This window comes from Streptomyces sp. NPDC101166 (genome assembly GCF_044768125.1).
Lineage (GTDB): Bacteria > Actinomycetota > Actinomycetes > Streptomycetales > Streptomycetaceae > Streptomyces.
The window spans coordinates 80468-98673 of the sequence record NZ_JBIWPF010000024.1; the positions used below are offsets into that span (position 1 = coordinate 80468).

An 18206-nucleotide genomic window follows, 5' to 3' on the forward strand; every position below is an offset into this window, starting at 1 on the left:
CCCCGTGCAGACCCAGACCCTCACCCCCACCGAGACGCGCACCGACGCGTGTACCGACGGCACGGAACCGGAACCCGAGACGGACGCCCTGGCCGCCCTGGCCACCCCGGCCGCTCCGGAGGCCCCCGAGGCCCCGGAGGACGGCGGGCCGGCCGAGGACGCCGGGGCCGCCCCCGAACCCGCCGAGGCGCCCGTTCCCCGCGTCGCCGACGGCGCCGGCCCGTCCTCCGACCTGTTCCGCCAGTACCTGCGCGAGATCGGCCGGATCCCGCTCCTCACCGCCGCAGAGGAGGTCGAGCTCGCCCGCCGCGTCGAAGCCGGCCTGTTCGCCGAGGAGAAGCTGGCCGGCACCCCCGACCTGGACAGCGACCTCGCGCTCGACCTCGACCGGCTCGTCGTCATGGGCCGGATGGCCAAGCGCCGCCTGATCGAGGCGAACCTGCGGCTCGTGGTGTCGGTGGCGAAACGGTACGTCGGCCGTGGCCTGACCATGCTCGACCTCGTCCAGGAGGGCAACCTGGGCCTGATCCGGGCGGTCGAGAAGTTCGACTACGCGCGCGGCTACAAGTTCTCCACGTACGCCACCTGGTGGATCCGGCAGGCCATGTCCCGGGCCCTCGCGGACCAGGCCCGCACGATACGGGTGCCCGTGCATGTCGTGGAGCTGATCAACCGGGTCGTGCGGGTGCAGCGGCGCATGCTGCAGGAGCGGGGGTACGAGCCGACCGCCGACGAGGTCGCCGCCCACCTCGACCTCGCGCCGGAGCGGGTCGGCGAGGTGCTGCGGCTGGCGCAGGAGCCGGTGTCGCTGCACGCGCCGGTGGGCGAGGAGGACGACGTGGCCCTCGGCGACCTCATCGAGGACGGGGACGCGGCGAGCCCCGTGGAGTCGGCGGCGTTCCTGCTGCTGCGGCAACACCTGGAGGCGGTGCTGTCCACACTCGGCGAGCGTGAGCGCAAGGTGGTCCAACTCCGCTACGGCCTCGCCGACGGCCGTCCGCGCACCCTGGAGGAGATCGGCCGGATCTTCGGCGTCACCCGGGAGCGGATACGCCAGATCGAGTCCAAGACCCTCGGCAAACTCCGGGACCACGCCTACGCGGACCAACTCCGGGGCTACCTGGACTGACCTCCCGGGGGCTGCCGCCCCTCAGTCCCCGCTGTCGACCGTCTGGGGGCTGCCGCCCCTCAGTCCCCCCGGCTGTCGACCGTCTGGGGGCTGCCGCCCCTCAGCCTCCGCTGTCGACCGTCTGGGGGCTGCCGCGCCCAGCCCCCCGCTGTCGGCCCTGAACGGGCCTCGTCCTCGAACTTCCCCAGAGGGGCCCCGGACGGGCTGAAAACCCCGCCCCCTCCAGCCAGGCGACCGGGGTCGATCCTGGCCGCCCAGCCCCAACCGAGCCGACCCCACCCACCCCTCCCGACCGCCGGGCCGGCCCACCCCTCCTCACGAGGCACCCGGAACTGAGCCCGGTTCGCCCACCCCTTTCCCGACCGAGTCGCGTGGTGGGTGGGCACAGGGCGGGGGTCTGGGGGCGGCAGCCCCAGGGGGTGGACGCCGGGGGCATCCCAAGGGCGGGAGCGGACACCCGCGGTCAGTCCACCTCGGCCACCGCCTGCGCGAACTGAGCCTCGTACAGTCGCGCGTACGCCCCGCCGGAGGCGAGCAGCTCGGTGTGCGAACCCTGTTCCACGATCGAGCCGTTCTCCATCACGAGGATCGTGTCCGCGTCCCGGATCGTGGACAGCCGGTGCGCGATCACGAACGACGTCCGCCCGTGCGCCAGCTTCGCCATCGCCTTCTGGATCAGCACCTCCGTACGGGTGTCGACCGAGGACGTCGCCTCGTCGAGCACCAGGATCACCGGGTCCGACAGGAACGCCCGAGCGATGGTGATCAGCTGCTTCTCGCCCGCGCTGACGCCGCTCCCCTCGTCGTCGATGACGGTGTCGTACCCGTCGGGCAGCGTCCGCACGAACCGGTCCGCGTGGGCCGCCCGCGCCGCCTCCTCGATCTCGCCCCGGGTGACCTCCCGGGACGCCCCGTAGGCGATGTTCTCCGCGATGCTCCCGCCGAACAGCCAGGTGTCCTGCAGCACCATGCCGATCCCGGCGCGCAGCTCGTCCCGCGACATCGCGGCGATGTCGACGCCGTCCAGGGTGATGCGCCCGCCCGAGACGTCGTAGAACCGCATGAGCAGGTTCACCAGCGTGGTCTTGCCCGCGCCCGTCGGGCCGACGATCGCGACCGTGTGCCCGGGATCGACGACCAGCGACAGATCCTCGATCAGCGGCTTCTCGGGGTCGTACCGGAAGGACACGCCCTCCAGCGCCACCCGTCCCCGCAGCTCCGCGGGCCGCACGCCCGCCACCGGGTCCGGCGACTGCTCCTCGGCGTCCAGCAGCTCGAAGACCCGCTCGGCGGAGGCGACGCCCGACTGCACGAGGTTCGCCATCGAGGCGACCTGCGTCAGCGGCATCGAGAACTGGCGCGAGTACTGGATGAAGGCCTGCACATCGCCGATGGACAGGGCGCCCGACGCCACGCGCAGACCGCCCACCACCGCCACCAGCACATAGTTGATGTTCGACACGAAGAACATCAGCGGCTGCATGACCCCGCTGTTGAACTGCGCCCGGAACCCGGCCTCGTACAACGCGTCGTTCTGCTCGGCGAACTGCCGCGCCGACTCCTCCTGCCGGCCGAACACCTTCACCAGGGTGTGCCCGGTGTACATCTCCTCGATGTGGGCGTTCAGCTTGCCGGTGGAGCGCCACTGCTGCACGAAGTGCGGCTGCGACCGCTTGCCGACCTTCGCCGCGACGACCGCCGACAGCGGCACGGTGACCAGCGCGACCAGCGCGAGGATCCACGACACCCAGAACATCATCGCCAGCACGCCGATGATGGTGAGCAGCGAGTTGATGAGCTGACCCATCGACTGCTGGAGGGTCTGCCCGATGTTGTCGATGTCGTTCGTCGCCCGGGACAGCACCTCACCGCGCTGCCGCTGGTCGAAGTACGACAGCGGCAGCCGCGACAGCTTCGTCTGCACGTCCTCGCGCATCCGGAACATCGTGCGGTTGACGGCCGCGTTGACCAGCCGCGTCGCCACCGCCATCAGCAGGCCGGCGACGAGGAACACCCCGATCGCGAACAGCAGGACCCGGCCGACCGCGTCGAAGTCGATGCCCTGGCCGGGGATGAAGTCGGTGCTGCGGAGCATGTCGGCGACCGCGCCGTCGCCGCGCTGCCGCATCGAGTCCAGGACCTGCTCCTTGTCGGCCCCCGCGGGCATCTGCCGCCCGACGATGCCGGCGAACACCAGGTCGGTGGCCTGGCCGAGGATCTTCGGCCCGACCACGTTCAGGCCCACGCTCAGCACGACGCAGGACAGCATCGCGTAAAGGGTGAGCCGTTCGGCCTTGAACCGGCCGAGGAGCCGCCTGCCGGACACCTTGAAGTCCAGCGAGCGGTTCTCCGGACCGCCCCCCGCCATCATGCGACCCATGGGCCCGGCCATCAGGCAGCCTCCGCTTCCGTCAGCTGGGAGAGCACGATCTCCCGATAGGTCTCGTTGTCCGCCATCAGCTCGGTGTGGGTGCCCGCCCCGACGACCCGGCCCTCGTCCAGGACGACGATCCGGTCGGCGTCCCGGATGGTCGCCACCCGCTGGGCGACGATCACCACGGTTGCCTCGGCGGTCTCCCGGCCGAGCGCCGCCCGCAGCGCCGCGTCCGTGGCGTAGTCGAGGGCGGAGAAGGAGTCGTCGAAGAGGTAGATCTCCGGCCGCTGCACGAGCGTGCGCGCGATCGCGAGCCGCTGCCGCTGGCCGCCGGAGACATTGGTGCCGCCCTGCGCGATGGGCGCGTCCAGCCCGTTGTCGAGCCCCCGCACGAACCCCGCGGCCTGTGCCACCTCCAGCGCGTGCCACAGCTCCTCGTCGGTGGCGTCGGGGTTGCCGTAGCGCAGGTTCCCGGCGACGGTGCCCGCGAACAGGTACGGCCGCTGCGGCACGAGCCCCACGGTCCGCGCGAGAAGCTCCGGGTCGATGTCGGCGACGGGCACCCCGTCGACCAGGACCTCGCCGTCGGTGGCGTCGAACAGCCGCGGGACCAGCCCGAGCAGCGTCGACTTGCCGCTGCCGGTCGAGCCGATCACGGCGGTCACCTCGCCCGGCCGGGCCACCAGGTCGACCGCCTTGAGCACCGGCTCCTCGGCGCCCGGGTAGCGGAAGCCGGCCGCGCGCAGCTCCAGATGGCCGTGCCGGCGCAGCTCGCGCACCGGCGACGACGGCGGCACGACGCTCGACTCGGTGCCCAGGACCTCCTGGATGCGCTCGGCGCACACCTCCGCGCGCGGCACCATCATGAACATGAAGGTGGCCATCATCACGGACATGACGATCTGCATGAGGTAGGCGAGGAACGCCGTCAGATCGCCGATCTGCATCCCGCCGCTGTCGATGCGGTGCGCGCCGAACCACACCACCGCGATCGACGACAGGTTGACGGTGGTCATGACCACCGGGAACATCAGCGCGAGCAGGTTGCCGGTGCGCAGCGAGATGTCGGTGAGGTCGTCGTTGGCCTTCCGGAAGCGCTGCTCCTCGTACTCGTCGCGGACGAAGGCGCGGATGACGCGGTTGCCGGTGATCTGCTCGCGCAGCACCCGGTTCACCGTGTCCAGCCGCTCCTGCATGGACCGGAACAGCGGCCGCAGCCGCCGGACGATCAGCGTCACGCAGATGCCCAGCGTGGGCACCACGGCCACCAGCACCCCGGACAGCGGCACGTCCAGGCCGAGCGCCATGACGATGCCGCCCACGCACATGATCGGCGCCGACACCATCAGTGTGAACGTCATCAGGGCGAGCATCTGGATCTGCTGGACGTCGTTCGTCGTCCGCGTGATCAGCGAGGGCGCGCCGAACTGGCCGACCTCGCGGGCGGAGAAGGCCTGCACCCGGTCGAAGACGCCGGCACGCAGGTCCCGGCCGAGCGCGGAGGCGGTCCGCGCGCCGTAGTACACGGCGCCGATGTTGCACAGCACCTGCACGAGCGAGATGCCGATCATCAGCCCGCCGAAGGACAGGATCGCTCCGGTGTCCCCCTTGACGACGCCGTCGTCGATGATGTCGGCGTTGAGGGTGGGCAGGTAGAGGGTGGCGCAGGTCTGCAGGAACTGCAGCGCCACCAGCAGGGCGATGGGTTTCTTGTAGGGCCTGAGATAGGTCCGCAGAAGTCGTATGAGCACGCTACGTCTCTCGGAGTCGGCGAGGCGGGGCATTGGTTGCCCGTGGCCCCTATCGTCGGACACCACACCGGCGTTACCTCAACTGATTAACGAGGGAACGCCGTGCTATGGGCCACCTCCGGCGGCGCATCTGCCGGCGGAACCAGTGGAACCACTGGAACCAGTGGAACGGGCGGAACGGGCGGAACCCGCGGACCTAGCGGAACGCCCCCGGGTGGGTCTGCTCGCGGACCGACACGTACTGCTGGCGGACGGCCTGGCCGACGGCGAGGTCGTCACCGGGTTCCAGGACCTGGGCCGCCGCGCCGTTCCAGCGCGGCGGGTTACGGGGGTCGAGGGTGCCCTGGGAGACGCCGAGCGCCCAGGCGGCCTGCCGGGCGGCCCCGATCGCCGCGTAGTCGGCCGGCTGCGGCACGACGACCTGCGCCCCGAACAGCGCGGGCGCCGCCGCCTGCACGGCAGGCAGCTCGGCCGCCGCCCCCAGCAGGAACACCCGCCGCACCTCCACGCCCCGGCCGCGCAGCACGTCCAGCGCGTCGGCGAGCCCGCACAGCATGCCCTCGAAGGCCGCCCGCGCGAAGTGCTCCGGCTTCATCGACTCCCGCCGCAGCCCGGTCAGCGTGCCCGCCGTGTGCGGCAGGTTCGGCGTGCGCTCGCCCTCCAGATAGGGCAGCAGCACCAGTCCGTGCGATCCCGGCGTCGACTTCATCGCCAGTTCCGACAGGCTCTCCAGGTCCGGCACGCCGAGCAGCTCGACGGCCCCGCGCAGGGTCCGTACGGCGTTCAGGGTCGTGACGACGGGCAGGTGCATGCCCGTCGCGTCGGCGAGCGAGGTGATCATCCCGCTGGGGTCGACCAGGGCCTCGGGGTGCACGGCCATCACCGAGCCGGACGCGCCCAGCGACACGACGGCGTCGCCGAGGCCGATGCCGAGCCCGAACGCGGCGGCCATGGTCTCGCCGGTGCCGACGGAGATCAGCAGGCCCTCCGGGGTGGTGCCGGCCGCGTCGGCGGGTCCGATCACCTCGGGCAGCATGGCCTGGTGACCGAGCGCCAGCTCGACCAGGTCGGGCCGGTAGCCGCCGGTGGCGGCCGACCAGTAGCCGGTGCCGGACGCGCCGCCCCGGTCGGTGGTCCGGCGCACGGGCCGGCCGAGCAGCTGCCACACCAGCCAGTCGTGGGCCTGCATCAGCACGGAGGAGCGCAGGGCGGCCTCGGGCTCGTTCTTCGCCAGCCAGCGCAGCTTGGTGACGGGATGCGCGGCCTGCGGCACCGAACCCACGGCCTGCGCCCAGGCCTGGCGCCCGCCGAGCGCGTCGATCAGATCGGCCGCCGCTACCTGCGCCCGCTTGTCGCCGCCGACCATCGCGGGGCGCACGGTGTTGCCCTGCGAGTCCAGCGGCACGACCGCGTTCTGCTGCGCGGACACACCGATGGCCTGCACACCTTCGAGGAGTCCGCCGCCCGCTGCCTCCCCGAGGGAGAGCAGCCAGGCCTGCGGATCGACGTCGGAGGGACGGCCGCCACCCTCGGCGCCCTCCAGCGGATGCGGCGCGTACCCCTGCCGAAGCACGGCCCCGTTGTCCGCGTCGCAGACCACGATGCGAGTGAAATCGGGTGAACTGTCCAACCCGGCGACTATCCCCATGGCGAAAATTCTGCCGCACGGCGGGGGGTGGCCGTGTCGGCTCGGGGGGTCCCGGGGTCAATCGGGTCTCTCGGGGTCTCCTCAGATGTCAGGTGTTGCTGGTGCCCCAGTCGTCGGAACCGTTGCTGTGCACGGACCGCTCGCGCAGCGAGCGCACCCGGTCGGCGACGGAATCGGGCATCCGATCGCCGACCTTGTCGCTCACCACGTGGTAGGCGCGGCCCGCGAACTGGCGGCTCTGCTGCGCCGCCGTCTCCGCGGTGTTGCGCACGGCGGGGTTCTGCGCGATCTGCCGGGCGGACTTCTTGAGCTGTTCGTAGCGCTCGCGGCCGGCCCGTGTGCCCAGCACGTAGCCCAGGGCGAGTCCGACGACGAACGTGAGCCGGTAGCGCATGGCGGCCACCCTTCCCTCGTGTAGGTCTGCAAGGTGCGGCATCGGCGCCGGAAGGGAACCGATTGGCGGAGCACCCCCCTGCTTGCGCTAATGTATGTGTCGCAGCGAGCGCCCGCCCCCTGGCGAATACCCAGGTCGGCACGTTCGATGCGACGAGGCATTCCTCCGTAGCTCAATTGGCAGAGCAGCCGGCTGTTAACCGGCAGGTTACTGGTTCGAGTCCAGTCGGGGGAGCTCGGTCCTCCGTAGCTCAATTGGCAGAGCAGCCGGCTGTTAACCGGCAGGTTACTGGTTCGAGTCCAGTCGGGGGAGCATCGTGATCGAGGACCCCGTAGGGGTCCTTTTTCATGCCGGTCCCACCTCGGCCCCGCCGCTCCGCCGCCTTCGGCGCCGCCGGGAACTCCGCAGGTCGCGGCACGGCCCCCGGGGCCGCGTGCGACGGCGGACCAGCCGAAGCGTGAGATCGTATGAGCGGCTATGCTGCGGCAGACGGCGCGCACACATGTACGCGACACGCCGCTATGGGGCGGTAGCTCAGCCGGTTAGAGCAGCGGACTCATAATCCGCCGGCCGTGGGTTCGAGTCCCACCCGCCCCACCAGTGCAACGCTTTGACCTGCGGAAAGCGTTCTTTTTTTGGGTGTCTGACGGTCAACTCTGCCCGAACGTAGAGGGATTCGAGCTGACCGGAAGGCTCGACGACCTGCCCTGCCCTCCGAACCGCACGTCTGCCTCATTCGTCTGCGCCCCCGGGGGCCCGGAGCTCATGTCCCGTACCACTCCGCCCCGCCCCGTAGACGTCGAAGCGGCCTTCCCGGAACTGGCTGCGCTGCGCCGGCCCGCCACCCGGCTGAATCCCCGGCGGGGCACCCCCACGGTGCACGACAGCTCCGTCGGTGGTCCGATGCTGTGGCCCGCCGATGAGGCGTGGCCGGTCTGCACGGCTCCGCACAAGCGGGGCAGCGGCCATCGGTACTCCGATGTGGTGCGCGAGCGAGAGATCCTGGAGCGGGCATGGCGGCGTGATCCGCGGTCCGGCCCGAACGCCGAAGAGGCCGGGACACTCGCCGGGTTCAAGCGCGGCCGGCACGCCCCGTACCTCGCCGACACGGATCCCATCCCGCTGCTCGGCGTGGCCCAGCTGTACAGGCGTGACGTCCCCGGCCTGCCCGACACGGGAGAGGGAGACCTGCTCCAGGTGTTCTGGTGCGGCTTCGAACGGCACGGCGACACCCGTCACGACCTTCATGTACAGCTGCGCCGGCGCCACTCGAAGGACGTCACCCGGCAACTGATGGCGCAACCGGTCCTCGAGGTCGTCGGCCGCCCGGAACTTGTCCCTTCGCCCTGCGTGCTGCACCCCGAGAAGATCGTCGAGCACCCGTACTTCATGACTCTCGACCCCACCTTGTGGGACCGCATCGACGCATGGGAGGGGACGGAGGAGGACGAAGGGCCTCAGTACGTCTCGGACCTGTCCACGGCCCCCGGCTGGAAGGTCGGGGGATACATCGCCTGGGCTCTCACTGGGCCGGGGCCTTTGCCCTGTTCTGTCTGTGGCGCGGAATAGGTTCCGCTCCTGACGGCCGACCAACGTGAGTGGGATCCCAGCACGACGAGTTGGATCCCGTACGAGGACCAGCAGGACGCGAACGTCATGGAGGCCAACGCCCCCACCGGGGTCTCACCGGGCCGCGGCCGTCTGACCATCGCCGTGTGTCCCCGCGACGCGAACCATCCGATCGCCCTCGTCACCCAGTGACGGGGCACTGATGGCATGAAGTTCGAGGTGACTGGCCGCCGGGGTGGACGGCCGGGACCACGAGCGCGCGGGCGATCGCTGGAGCGGCCCTCCGCCATCAGCTGCGACACCTCCTGCTCCGCGGAGTGAGGCGCGCCGGCGGATCGCACCGACGGGCCGGCAACTGAGGCCGCTGTCCCGGAACCACGGCGCGACGTCCCTCCTGGTGCATGAAGCCATGCTCACGGCGGTACGGCGAACCGCCCTCACGATCGCGCCGGTCCGCGCGACCCTCGGCTTCACCTGCTGGTCACCGGTGGCACCCCGACGACCGCCCAGTCCTACTTGGCTGCGCGGAGTCAGGCGGGTCCGCGGCGTCAGGGCCCGGCGACGACGCAGGACTCGGAGGTGGCGTGAGTGACTCGGTCCGCTTCGACATGTCGGACCAGGCACCTGCCGCGTTCGGCGGCACCAAGGGCGCGGGGGCGGGTCCCGGCCGGCCCGGTTCCCGGGCGGGGCCCGGGACCTCGTCGCCCCCTCAACACCGAGACGGGGGGCGCCGGCCCCGACAGAGACCGTCGCCTTCGAGCTCGAGGACTCGCGGAGGGCTGTGAGCGGATGCTGCTGCGGCAACCAGCCCCGGGCTTGACGCCGATCAGAGCGGCGAGGGCGTGACAGCCGTTGTGTCGGTGAAGTTGGATCATCCCGAGTTCGAGGGCACCACCCGCAGTGGGTCGGGCGACCCACCGGTGCGGACCTGCGTGGGACAGGCCGGCAGGAACGCCTCGGGAGGTGGCTGGACGGGCTCCTGGAGCAGCCTCGGCCGCACGGCGTATCGGGCCTGCCGCCTCGCCGACCGCGAGAATCAAGTGCTGGTAACCTCGGGCCACTTGTGGCGGGTGGGGAGCCCGCGCAAGCTTTGGGGAGGATCCTTTCTTGCGCATTATGAAGAGCCGTCGTGCGCGCCGCACGGCGGCCGCCTTAGCGACGGCCGCGGCACTCGTCTCTGTAGTTCCGCTGAGCGCGGGGACGGCAGCGGCGGACGGCAGTCAGGCGGAGCTGGTCATTCCGGCGGAGCTGTCGCTGGACCCCGACGCGGGCGAGCTGCCCGTCGTGGGGCTGACCGGATTCGTCCAGGGCGGAAACTACGGAGAACACCACTGGTACTCGTTCGCAGACGGAACGCGGACCCGGTTTCCCTTCTTCGGACCGATGGAAACCGGCACAGATGTGATCGCCACCTTCCCAGGGACCCATGGCGCACAGCTGTGGGATCCGGCGACGAAGACAACGCAGACGATCACTGCGCCCCCGGGACAGCAGCCCAAGACCATGATCGGACAGTCCCTCGTCACGCGCGAGACGCGCAAGCCCTGGGTCTGGCACCTGCTGACCCTCGACCACGGCAACGTGACGGACCGCTTGCTCGAACTCCCCGAGAAGGCAAAGCTTCAGACGTCGTTCGGGGGTCGTGGGCACCAATACGGATTCTTCCTCACCTACACCCTCGACGGTGTGTCGAAGACCGTGTGGATCGACCGTACCTTCACCGCGCGGCCGGTGAACCTCGGCCCGGCCGCCACCGGCGGAGCGGACGTCAGGGGAGGCAAGTACCTGTTCCGCTTCCCCGTCCCGGGCCGCATCCAGGTCTGGGACGTCACGGGCGACTTCTCCGCACCGCTTCACGAACTCGACTGGGCCGGCGGAACGCCGGTCGCCCTCCTCGGTGACCGTGTCCTGGCCCGAATCCCGGGTGAGGGTGGCGACCGCCTCATCGCACGACCGCTCTCGGGCGACCCGGCGGAGCAGGACGTCCTCGACCGGATCACCGGAGACACCCCGGTCGGTCCCGACGGACGCGTGATCGCCGTGCGTTCCGGGACCCACACCGAGCGAACGGTCCACTCCGTCCAGGCCGGAGACAGCGGCGGAGCGCCCCTCGTGACCAAGGTCGCCGACATTCCCCTGGCCCCCACCCGGTACTGGGGGCTGTCGGCCGCCCAGGGCGTCCTGGTGACGAGCGAGACGCTGCCGTGGACCACGCCACTGGCGCGCGAGCGCACAGTCACGGTGAGCGGTGAGCTCGCCGCTGGGGCGCGGCGAGAGCTGGACGGTGAGGGCCTGTGCGCCGCCGCGGAGGCGCTGTGCTCGTGGCCGGACCAGACGGGCGACGGCCGCACCCTGTTCCATGACAACCGGGACCGGTCCCTGATGGTCGAGGCCGGCGGGACCCTGCCGGGCACCCCGCTCGAGGGGCTGCCCGGTCACTCCGTTGAGGCGCGGCACGCGTCGGGGCGCTACATGGCCTTCGACACCTACGACTACGAGACGCAGGTGGCTGACCTGGACACGGGGCGCGTCGTCCTGCAGCGTCACAGCAACAGGTACCGGACAGCGCTCGTAGGCGGCACGCTGTGGCAGGAGACCTCAGGGGGCGGGGTCGAAGCCGTCGACGTGCGCTCCGGTGCGGTCACACGATCCTTGACGGTCCCCTGCGAACTGTCGGACCTGCAGGTGTGGAGTTCATTCCTCTACTGGAAGTGCCGGTACGGCGACGCACGGGCGGGCATCGTGGATCTGACCACCGGTGCCGGCATCGCCGTGCCTGAGCACAGCCAGGCGCAGCTCGGCGACGGCTACCTCGCACACTCGCAGGACGGCGTCCTCTCCGTCACCCCGCTGCGCGGGAGCGGTGCGACGCGCGTGCTGGGAAGCCTCTCCCGGTACACGAGCGCGTTCGCCGTGGACCGCTTCGGAGGCCACGTCTATTACGCGGACCCGCAGGAGCGGCTGCACGTCGTCCCCAGCGGCATCCTCGCCTCGCCTTTGGCCGTCCTCGACGCCTCCCTCCCCGAGGTCCTCGACCATGAGGCCGCCGGCGCGTCCTGGACCGGTAAGTGGTGGCTGAACAAGCCCGCCGCGTCCTGGACGATGACCGTCAAGGACAAGGCCGGGACCGTGGTGCGCAGGCTCCGCGGAGGCGAGGCGCGCGGCCTGGTGAAGGCCGGGTGGGACGGCAGGGACGACAACGGTGCGGCCGTGGCCGACGGCGGCTACCGCTGGGAGATGAGCGCTGTGCCCGCTGACAGCGTCGGCGGCGAAGTGCGCCAGAGCGGTCAGGTGTTCCTCACCCACGGCGGTCTGGGCGCCTACAAGCCGGTCCCGCCGGTGCGGGTGCTGGACACGCGCAGCGGTCTCGGCGCCCGGAGAGCCAGGGTCGGCCCGGGCGGCACCGTGACCCTGCAGGTCGCCGGACGCGCCGGGATCGCCCCGGCCGGAGTGTCTGCGGTGGTGCTGAACCTGACGGCGGCCAACGCCTCGGCGGGCACGTACGTGTCGGCCTACCCCTACGGCACGCAGCGGCCGACTTCCTCCAATCTGAACGTGGCCGCCGGGCAGACCGTGCCGAACCTCGTGACGGTCCCGGTCAGGGACGGCAAGGTGACGCTGTACAACTTCGCCGGCACGGTCGACCTGATCGCGGACGTGGCCGGGTACTACTCGCTGAACGGCGAGGGCGACCGGTTCCTGCCGGTGGAGCCGGCGCGGGTGCTGGACACGCGCAGCGGTCTCGGCGCCCCCAAGGCCAAGGTGGGCGCGGCGAAGACGGTGACCGTACAGGTCGCCGGCCGCGGAGGGGTCCCGGCGGCCGGAGTGTCGGCGGTGGTCATGAACCTCACGGCGACCACCCCGACATCGGCGAGCTTCGTGTCCGCCTACCCCCATGGGACGCAGCGCTCCAGCGCGTCGAACCTGAACCTGACGGCTGGCCAGACCGTGGCGAACGCCGTCATCGTCCCCGTCAGGGACGGCAAGGTGACTCTGTACAACCACGCGGGGACGGTCGATCTGCTGGCCGACGTGTCCGGCTACTTCACCACCAACGCCTCGCAGGGGGCACGGTTCAGGCCGCTGGCCCCGGCCCGGGTGATGGACACCCGGACCGGCCTGGGCGGGCACACACTCCGCCCGGGGCAGAGCGTGGCGCTGCCTCTCTCAGGAAGCGGCGGGGTCCCGGCGAGCGGGGCCTCCGCGGTGGTCCTCAACGTGACGGCGACCGGCGCGACGGCGCCGACCTACGTGGCAGCGACGACACGGGCAGGGACTGCGAAGGTCTCGAACGTCAACCTGCTGCCGGGCCAGACCGTGCCGAACCTGGTGGTGGTGCCGGTGGTCGACGGGAAGATCTTCCTCTACAACCACGCCGGTACGACCGACGTGATCGTGGACGCCTTCGGCTACTACACGAACTGAGCACAGCGGCCCACACAAGGGTGGCGCACCGTCGCGAGGCGGTGCGCCACCCTTCGCCTTTTCTCGAGCCGCCGGGTGGGACACACATTCGGCGAAAGGGCTAGTGGCCCGCTGTGGTGCCGCTCTTGTAGGGGACACGCTGGTGCGTTTGCGTGCCGCTTGTGCGGCCGCCGCCGTTCGTCGAGCCGGCCACAGGGGCCAGCTTGCAGCCCTTGGGCAGTGCCGGGAAGGCGGTCGTCGTGCCCTTCGCTCCACCGCCTTCCACCTTTGTGTAGAGCGAAGGCGTGTACGTGTAGGGGTTCACCAGCCGCGCGATGATCCCGGCGCTCGTCGGGAGCTGGGGGTGGGCACGGTCCAGGTATCCGAGGACCGGCTCCTTGCTGCCCGCGTCCCAGAAGGTGGCCTTCGGGCCGCCCGGGCTCATGACGAGGGTGGCCACCGTACCGGCGCCGATGAACTGATCGCGGCTCACCGTGCACTTCCCCGGAGGGACCGGGGCGCCGGTCGAGACGAGCCTGCCGTCCTGGGAGAGCCACACCGTCATTCCGCCGTAGACGCCCTTGTCGGACGTCTTGCCCTTCGACTTGTCGACGGACAGCCTGCGGTAGTCCACTCCGGCCCTGCGGATCAGCGCCGTGTACGCCTCCCTGTTCTTGTAGACGAAACCTTCGTATCCGTCCGTCAGGTCGAAAGACTTGAACAGCGGGCCGAGGTCGTCACCGTCGTCCTTGGCCAGCACGCCCGAGATGTTGCCGTCGGCCCACAGTGCGACAGCGGTCGCGCCGAACCGCCCGCCGACGTACTCCTTGCCTGACGCCTTGTCGATGTGGAGGGTGCCGAGAACGGTCTCATCCCGGAGAATCACGGCGGTGAACACGCCTTGAGCTTTCCGGTAGACCTTGCCGGTCAGCCCGTCAGCGAGCCGCTCGGTGAGGATCAGCTCGCCCTCCGGGTTCCCGAAGGCGACGCCCCGTGCCACGGCGGCAGAGGTGTTCGGCGCGCCGACGGCTATGGCCGCCTGGGCGCCGGCGAACGGGGTCAGGACCGCACCGGCGACGACGGCGGTGGCGAGGACGGTGCGTAACGCAAGACGCATGACGACTCCTGTGATTACAGGTCTGATCAGAGAAAGCCGGGCCCCGCTGACGTCTCGGTCGTGTCGGACCGAAGAGAAAGGGCTGGCTGCAGAGACGAATGTACGAATTGAGCGTCAGGGAGTCGTCTGTTCCATGTCACGGCGCCGTGACAGCAGTTGTAGGTGGCAGCTATCCGGACTGCCGACCACCGGTTCGCCCGCCTCGGCTCTGATCAGTCGAGGCTGACTCCGGGAGTGCGGCTGAACTTCCAGCACCTGACCTCGCAGATCGTCCGACATGCGCAGGGACATCTGGGGGCCGTCGACGGCACCCTGCTGCCGCAGGGGCTGCTGGACACCGTCCCGGCCGTCGACCTGTACGAGGACTGCTGGGTCTACGTGGTCTCCTCGGACTCCGGGGCGTCGCTGCCGATGACTTCGCGGAACTCGCCGCGCGTCCCCGCGTGATGCCGTGCAACTCACCGTTCTTCGCCCTCTTCGAAGCGGGGCCGCCGGTGGAGGCCCTGTGGTGGCGTTCCCTGCACGAACGGGAACCCGTGCCCCTGTGGCTGCGGAAAGGCGTGGCCGAGGCGGGGCGGTCCGTCCATGTTTTGTGAGCCCTGAACCGGCGTAGATCGGCTCCATGCCCTCAGTCGCGCGGAGTCTCTACTCGCCCGCGCGCACGCCCAGCAGGGAGAGGAACGCGGCGGCCGCCGGGGGCGGGGTGGATCGGCTCCAGACGAGGCGTTCCACCCGCACCGGGCCGTCGGTGATCGGTACGCAGCGCAGGCCGTGCAGTTCGGGGGTGAAGGCCGCGGGCAGCAGGGCGATGCCCAGTCCGTGGCGGACCATCCGGAGCATGAGCTCGACGCCGGACACCTCGAACGCGACCTCGCGCCGCAGGCCCGCCGCAGCGAACGCCTGGTCCGACTGGGCGCGGGCGGCGCTGCCGTCGGCGAAGTCCACGAACGCCTCCTCGGCGAGGAGGTGCAGGTCCACCTCGTCGTGCGAGGCCAGCGGATGGCCCGGGGCGACCACCGCGACGTGCCGGCCCTGGCCGAGTTCCCTGTCGTGGACGCCCCGCGGGACGAATCCGGGCTGTACGCCGAGGAACGCCGCGTCCATCGTGCCTCAGCGTACCTGCTCGACGAGCTGCTCGCTGGAGCCCGCCCGGAGGGTGAACCGGACGTGCGGGTAGCGCCGGCGGTAGTTCCGGATCACATCCGGCAGGTCGACGGCCGCCACGGTGGGGATCGACCCGACGGTCAGCCTGCCGCGTATCTCGCCGGTGGCCGCCGCGACCTCCGCCCGGGCCCGCTCGGCCGCTTCCAGGGCCTGGCGGGCGGCGGGCAGGAACGCCTCACCGGCGGTGGTCAGCCGCACCCGGCGGCTGGTCCGCTCGAACAGCCTGGCGCCCAACTCCTTCTCCAAACGGGCCACTTGATGGCTGAGTGCCGACTGGACGACGTGGCATCGCTCGGCGGCGCGGGTGAAGTTCGCGGTCTCCGCCACCGCGAGGACGTAGCGCATCTGCTGCAGATCCATGGATCCATCGTGGAACGCGATGAATCGCATGACAAACATGCATTGGACTCATGGATGCCGGTCCGGCGATGCTCGGAACAGAAGGCGCCGCCCGAGCCCGGCGGCGACCGGCCCCCTTAGGAGAGACCCCATGCGCGTGATCGCCTTCGACCACCTCGTCCTGAACGTCGCCGACATCGAACGCTCGCTCGCCTTCTACACCGGTCCCCTCGGGCTGGAGCCCGTGCGGGTGGAGGAGTGGCGGGACGGCAAGGCCCCGTTCCCGTCCGTGCGGGTGAGCCCCACGACGATCATCGACCTCGTCCAGGCGCCGGCCGGACAGGAGGAGGGCTCCAACGTCGATCACATCTGCCTGGTGGTCGAGCCGCTCGACTGGCAGCAGGTCATCGACTCCGGCGTCTTCACGGTGGTGGACGGCCCCGGCAAGCGCTTCGGCGCCCGTGGCACCGCGATCTCCCTCTACGTGCGGGACCCGGACGGCAACACCGTGGAACTGCGCTGGTACCCGCCGGAGGTCTGAGAGCCGCCTGCGGCATGCCTGCCGAAGGTGTCGTCAAGAGCCGGCAGGAAGAGGTCGGCTCCCGGCTGGCGAGCGTCCGCGAAGGGTTCGGCTGCGGCTCCCGCTCGCCCGGACGGCGCCGTCGCCTCGCCCCGCCACCTCCGGGGAAGCCGACCATGGGGGCCCCGGCGGCCCCGGCGGCTGAGCGGGGTGTGCGGCCGGGGTGGGCGCGGTGCGCGGGCGCGTGACGCGAGGTCTGGGCGCGCCGGGCCCGGGTAGACGGGTCGCGGATGAGGAGGTCTCGTGAATCTGGCACGGGGATCGAGCGACGACACCGGCAGCCTGCTCTGGGGGCTGGGCGCCATCGCGCTCTACGCGCTGATCAGTTACGGCCTGGACTACCGGGCGCGCGCCCGGCGCGGCTCGCGGCATCCGGCGCGGGACGCGCTGCACGACCTCAAGGACCGCGAGGAGCCGCAGTCGCCGCGGCACCGGATCGTCAGCCGCGTGATCATGATCGGCGGCGGGGTGCTCACCGGCCTCGTCGCCTACACGACCAGCGGGGCCCTGCGGGCGGTGGCGGCCGGGCTGACCGCCGTGGTGGCGGTGACGGCGTGGGCGTACTACGACCATCGCACGGAGATACGCGACTCGGCGGGGTGAGAGCGGCGGCGACGGTGCCGGTCGGTGAAGCCGGCGGGCACCGCCGTGCGCCCGTCAGTCGCCGGAGCCCGGGTCGGGGCGCACGGCCTCGGCGATCCCGGCGCGGGCCGCCTCCAGTTGGGCGGCGAACGCGATCCCGAGGAACAGGGCCACACCCGTCAGGTTGGCCCACAGCAGCAGCGCGACGAACGCCGTCAGCGGCCCGTACACCGCGCCGAACGCCCCGCTCTCCGCGACGTACAGCGCCAGCAGCCAGGTGGCCGCGACCCACAGCACCAGATGGACCGCCGAGCCGAACGCCAGCCAGGTGTAACCGGGTTGGTCCCGGCGCGGGGCCCAGCGGAAGATCACGGCAGAGCCGACCCAGGCGAGCAGCACACCGAGCGGGACCCTGAGCGGACCCCACCAGTCCAGGTGGGTGCGCGACAGCCCGAGGGCCTCGACGACCGCGTTCCCGACGGCGTCCCCCGCGACGAGGACCAGGAAACCGGCGACCATCGGCATGCCCGCGGCCAGCGAAAGCAACAGCGAGCGGCCGTACTTGGCGAGGAAAGGGCGGTCGCGTTCGACGCCGTAGATACGGTTGGCGCCCCGCTCCACCTGCCCCATCGCCGAGGCCAGGTTCAGCAGGGCGAAACCCAGTCCCAGCCACATCGCGACGGCGCTTCCCACGCCCGAGCCGGCACTGTGCTCGGCGGCGCCGAGCGCCTCCTCGACCAGCCCCGAACTCGCGCCCGGGACAATCCGGCGGAGGGTGAGTTCGACGATCCGGCCCACGCTCTCGGTGTGCGCGGCGGTGGCCACGCCGACCAGCGCGATGGTGAACGGCACCATGCCGAGGACCACTTGGAACGCGAGCGAGCGGGAGCTGCTGAAGCCGTCGGCGTAACGGAACCGCGCGAACGCGTCCCACAGCAGCCGGCGGCCGCCGTAGCGCCGGAGGGCGGTGAGCGCCTCGTCGCCGGAGAGTTCCTCCCCGATCATGTCCCGCGTCTGCGGGACATGCACAACGGTCCCCATACCGCCCCCCGTTCAGTTCCTAGTGCCGTGACCGGAAAGGTTTGCCGGGAAGCTCGCGGCGTCCGGCGCGGTGGATCGCAAGGCGGAGCATCGCCCGTGTACTGGATGTACTCG

12 protein-coding genes, 3 tRNA genes and 1 pseudogene are annotated in these 18206 nt (G+C 71.1%); 9 read left to right on the plus strand and 7 right to left on the minus strand.

Annotated features, from left to right (window positions below):
- Nucleotides 1–4: 4 nt before the first annotated feature.
- On the plus strand, nucleotides 5–1129 hold the full coding sequence (locus ACIRS4_RS31595) for an RNA polymerase sigma factor (RefSeq protein ID WP_404202540.1): 1125 nt from the start codon (nucleotides 5–7) through the stop codon (nucleotides 1127–1129).
- Nucleotides 1130–1592: 463 nt separating this feature from the next.
- Here the strand turns inward: ACIRS4_RS31595 and ACIRS4_RS31600 are convergent, their stop codons facing one another.
- The 4 genes from ACIRS4_RS31600 to ACIRS4_RS31615 form a co-directional block, all read right to left on the minus strand.
- Nucleotides 1593–3521, minus strand: a complete 1929-nt coding sequence (locus ACIRS4_RS31600; RefSeq protein WP_404202542.1) for an ABC transporter ATP-binding protein — start codon at nucleotides 3519–3521, stop codon at nucleotides 1593–1595.
- A complete protein-coding gene (locus ACIRS4_RS31605; RefSeq protein WP_404202544.1) occupies nucleotides 3521–5254 on the minus strand; it encodes an ABC transporter ATP-binding protein in 1734 nt (577 codons plus the stop codon). The genes ACIRS4_RS31600 and ACIRS4_RS31605 overlap by 1 nt, the downstream gene beginning before the upstream one ends.
- A 196-nt stretch (nucleotides 5255–5450) precedes the next feature.
- Nucleotides 5451–6902, minus strand: coding sequence for an FGGY family carbohydrate kinase (locus tag ACIRS4_RS31610; protein WP_404202546.1), 1452 nt, complete (start codon nucleotides 6900–6902; stop codon nucleotides 5451–5453).
- Nucleotides 6903–6990: 88 nt separating this feature from the next.
- Nucleotides 6991–7296: a YtxH domain-containing protein gene (locus ACIRS4_RS31615; RefSeq protein WP_130436903.1), complete on the minus strand. Its 306-nt coding sequence runs from the start codon at nucleotides 7294–7296 to the stop codon at nucleotides 6991–6993.
- Between the two features lie 161 nt (nucleotides 7297–7457).
- Between ACIRS4_RS31615 and ACIRS4_RS31620 the strand changes: the two genes are divergently transcribed.
- The 5 genes from ACIRS4_RS31620 to ACIRS4_RS31640 all read left to right on the plus strand — a co-directional run bounded on the left by ACIRS4_RS31620 (nucleotide 7458) and on the right by ACIRS4_RS31640 (nucleotide 13290).
- Nucleotides 7458–7530: transfer RNA gene (locus ACIRS4_RS31620), tRNA-Asn, on the plus strand.
- A 5-nt stretch (nucleotides 7531–7535) separates the two neighbouring features.
- Nucleotides 7536–7608, plus strand: a tRNA-Asn gene (locus tag ACIRS4_RS31625).
- A gap of 211 nt (nucleotides 7609–7819) precedes the next feature.
- Nucleotides 7820–7896 (plus strand) — tRNA-Ile (locus ACIRS4_RS31630).
- Nucleotides 7897–8061: 165 nt separating this feature from the next.
- Nucleotides 8062–8865 carry a hypothetical protein gene (locus tag ACIRS4_RS31635; RefSeq protein ID WP_404202548.1) on the plus strand — a complete coding sequence of 268 codons (804 nt, stop codon included), beginning with the start codon at nucleotides 8062–8064 and terminating at the stop codon, nucleotides 8863–8865.
- Between the two features lie 1116 nt (nucleotides 8866–9981).
- Entirely contained in the window at nucleotides 9982–13290 is a 3309-nt protein-coding gene (locus tag ACIRS4_RS31640) for a FlgD immunoglobulin-like domain containing protein (RefSeq protein ID WP_404202550.1), read from the plus strand.
- Nucleotides 13291–13390: 100 nt separating this feature from the next.
- Here ACIRS4_RS31640 and ACIRS4_RS31645 read toward each other — a convergent pair whose 3' ends face one another.
- Nucleotides 13391–14386: a hypothetical protein gene (locus ACIRS4_RS31645; RefSeq protein ID WP_404202552.1), complete on the minus strand. Its 996-nt coding sequence runs from the start codon at nucleotides 14384–14386 to the stop codon at nucleotides 13391–13393.
- 162 nt (nucleotides 14387–14548) lie between these two features.
- Between ACIRS4_RS31645 and ACIRS4_RS31650 the strand changes: the two genes are divergently transcribed.
- A complete protein-coding gene (locus ACIRS4_RS31650; protein WP_404202554.1) occupies nucleotides 14549–14833 on the plus strand; it encodes a hypothetical protein in 285 nt (94 codons plus the stop codon).
- A gap of 198 nt (nucleotides 14834–15031) precedes the next feature.
- Here the strand turns inward: ACIRS4_RS31650 and ACIRS4_RS31655 are convergent.
- Nucleotides 15032–15910 (minus strand): annotated as a pseudogene (locus ACIRS4_RS31655) (LysR family transcriptional regulator).
- A gap of 130 nt (nucleotides 15911–16040) precedes the next feature.
- Here ACIRS4_RS31655 and ACIRS4_RS31660 point away from each other — a divergent pair.
- Both ACIRS4_RS31660 and ACIRS4_RS31665 read left to right on the plus strand, forming a co-directional pair.
- Nucleotides 16041–16430, plus strand: a complete 390-nt coding sequence (locus tag ACIRS4_RS31660) for a VOC family protein (RefSeq protein ID WP_404202556.1) — start codon at nucleotides 16041–16043, stop codon at nucleotides 16428–16430.
- Between the two features lie 282 nt (nucleotides 16431–16712).
- Nucleotides 16713–17072, plus strand: a complete 360-nt coding sequence (locus ACIRS4_RS31665; protein ID WP_404202558.1) for a hypothetical protein — start codon at nucleotides 16713–16715, stop codon at nucleotides 17070–17072.
- Nucleotides 17073–17126: 54 nt separating this feature from the next.
- Here the strand turns inward: ACIRS4_RS31665 and ACIRS4_RS31670 are convergent, their stop codons facing one another.
- The gene (locus ACIRS4_RS31670) at nucleotides 17127–18092 is read right to left on the minus strand and encodes a YihY/virulence factor BrkB family protein (RefSeq protein WP_404202560.1); all 966 of its coding nucleotides are present in this window, start codon (nucleotides 18090–18092) and stop codon (nucleotides 17127–17129) included.
- Between the last annotated feature and the right edge of the window lie 114 nt (nucleotides 18093–18206).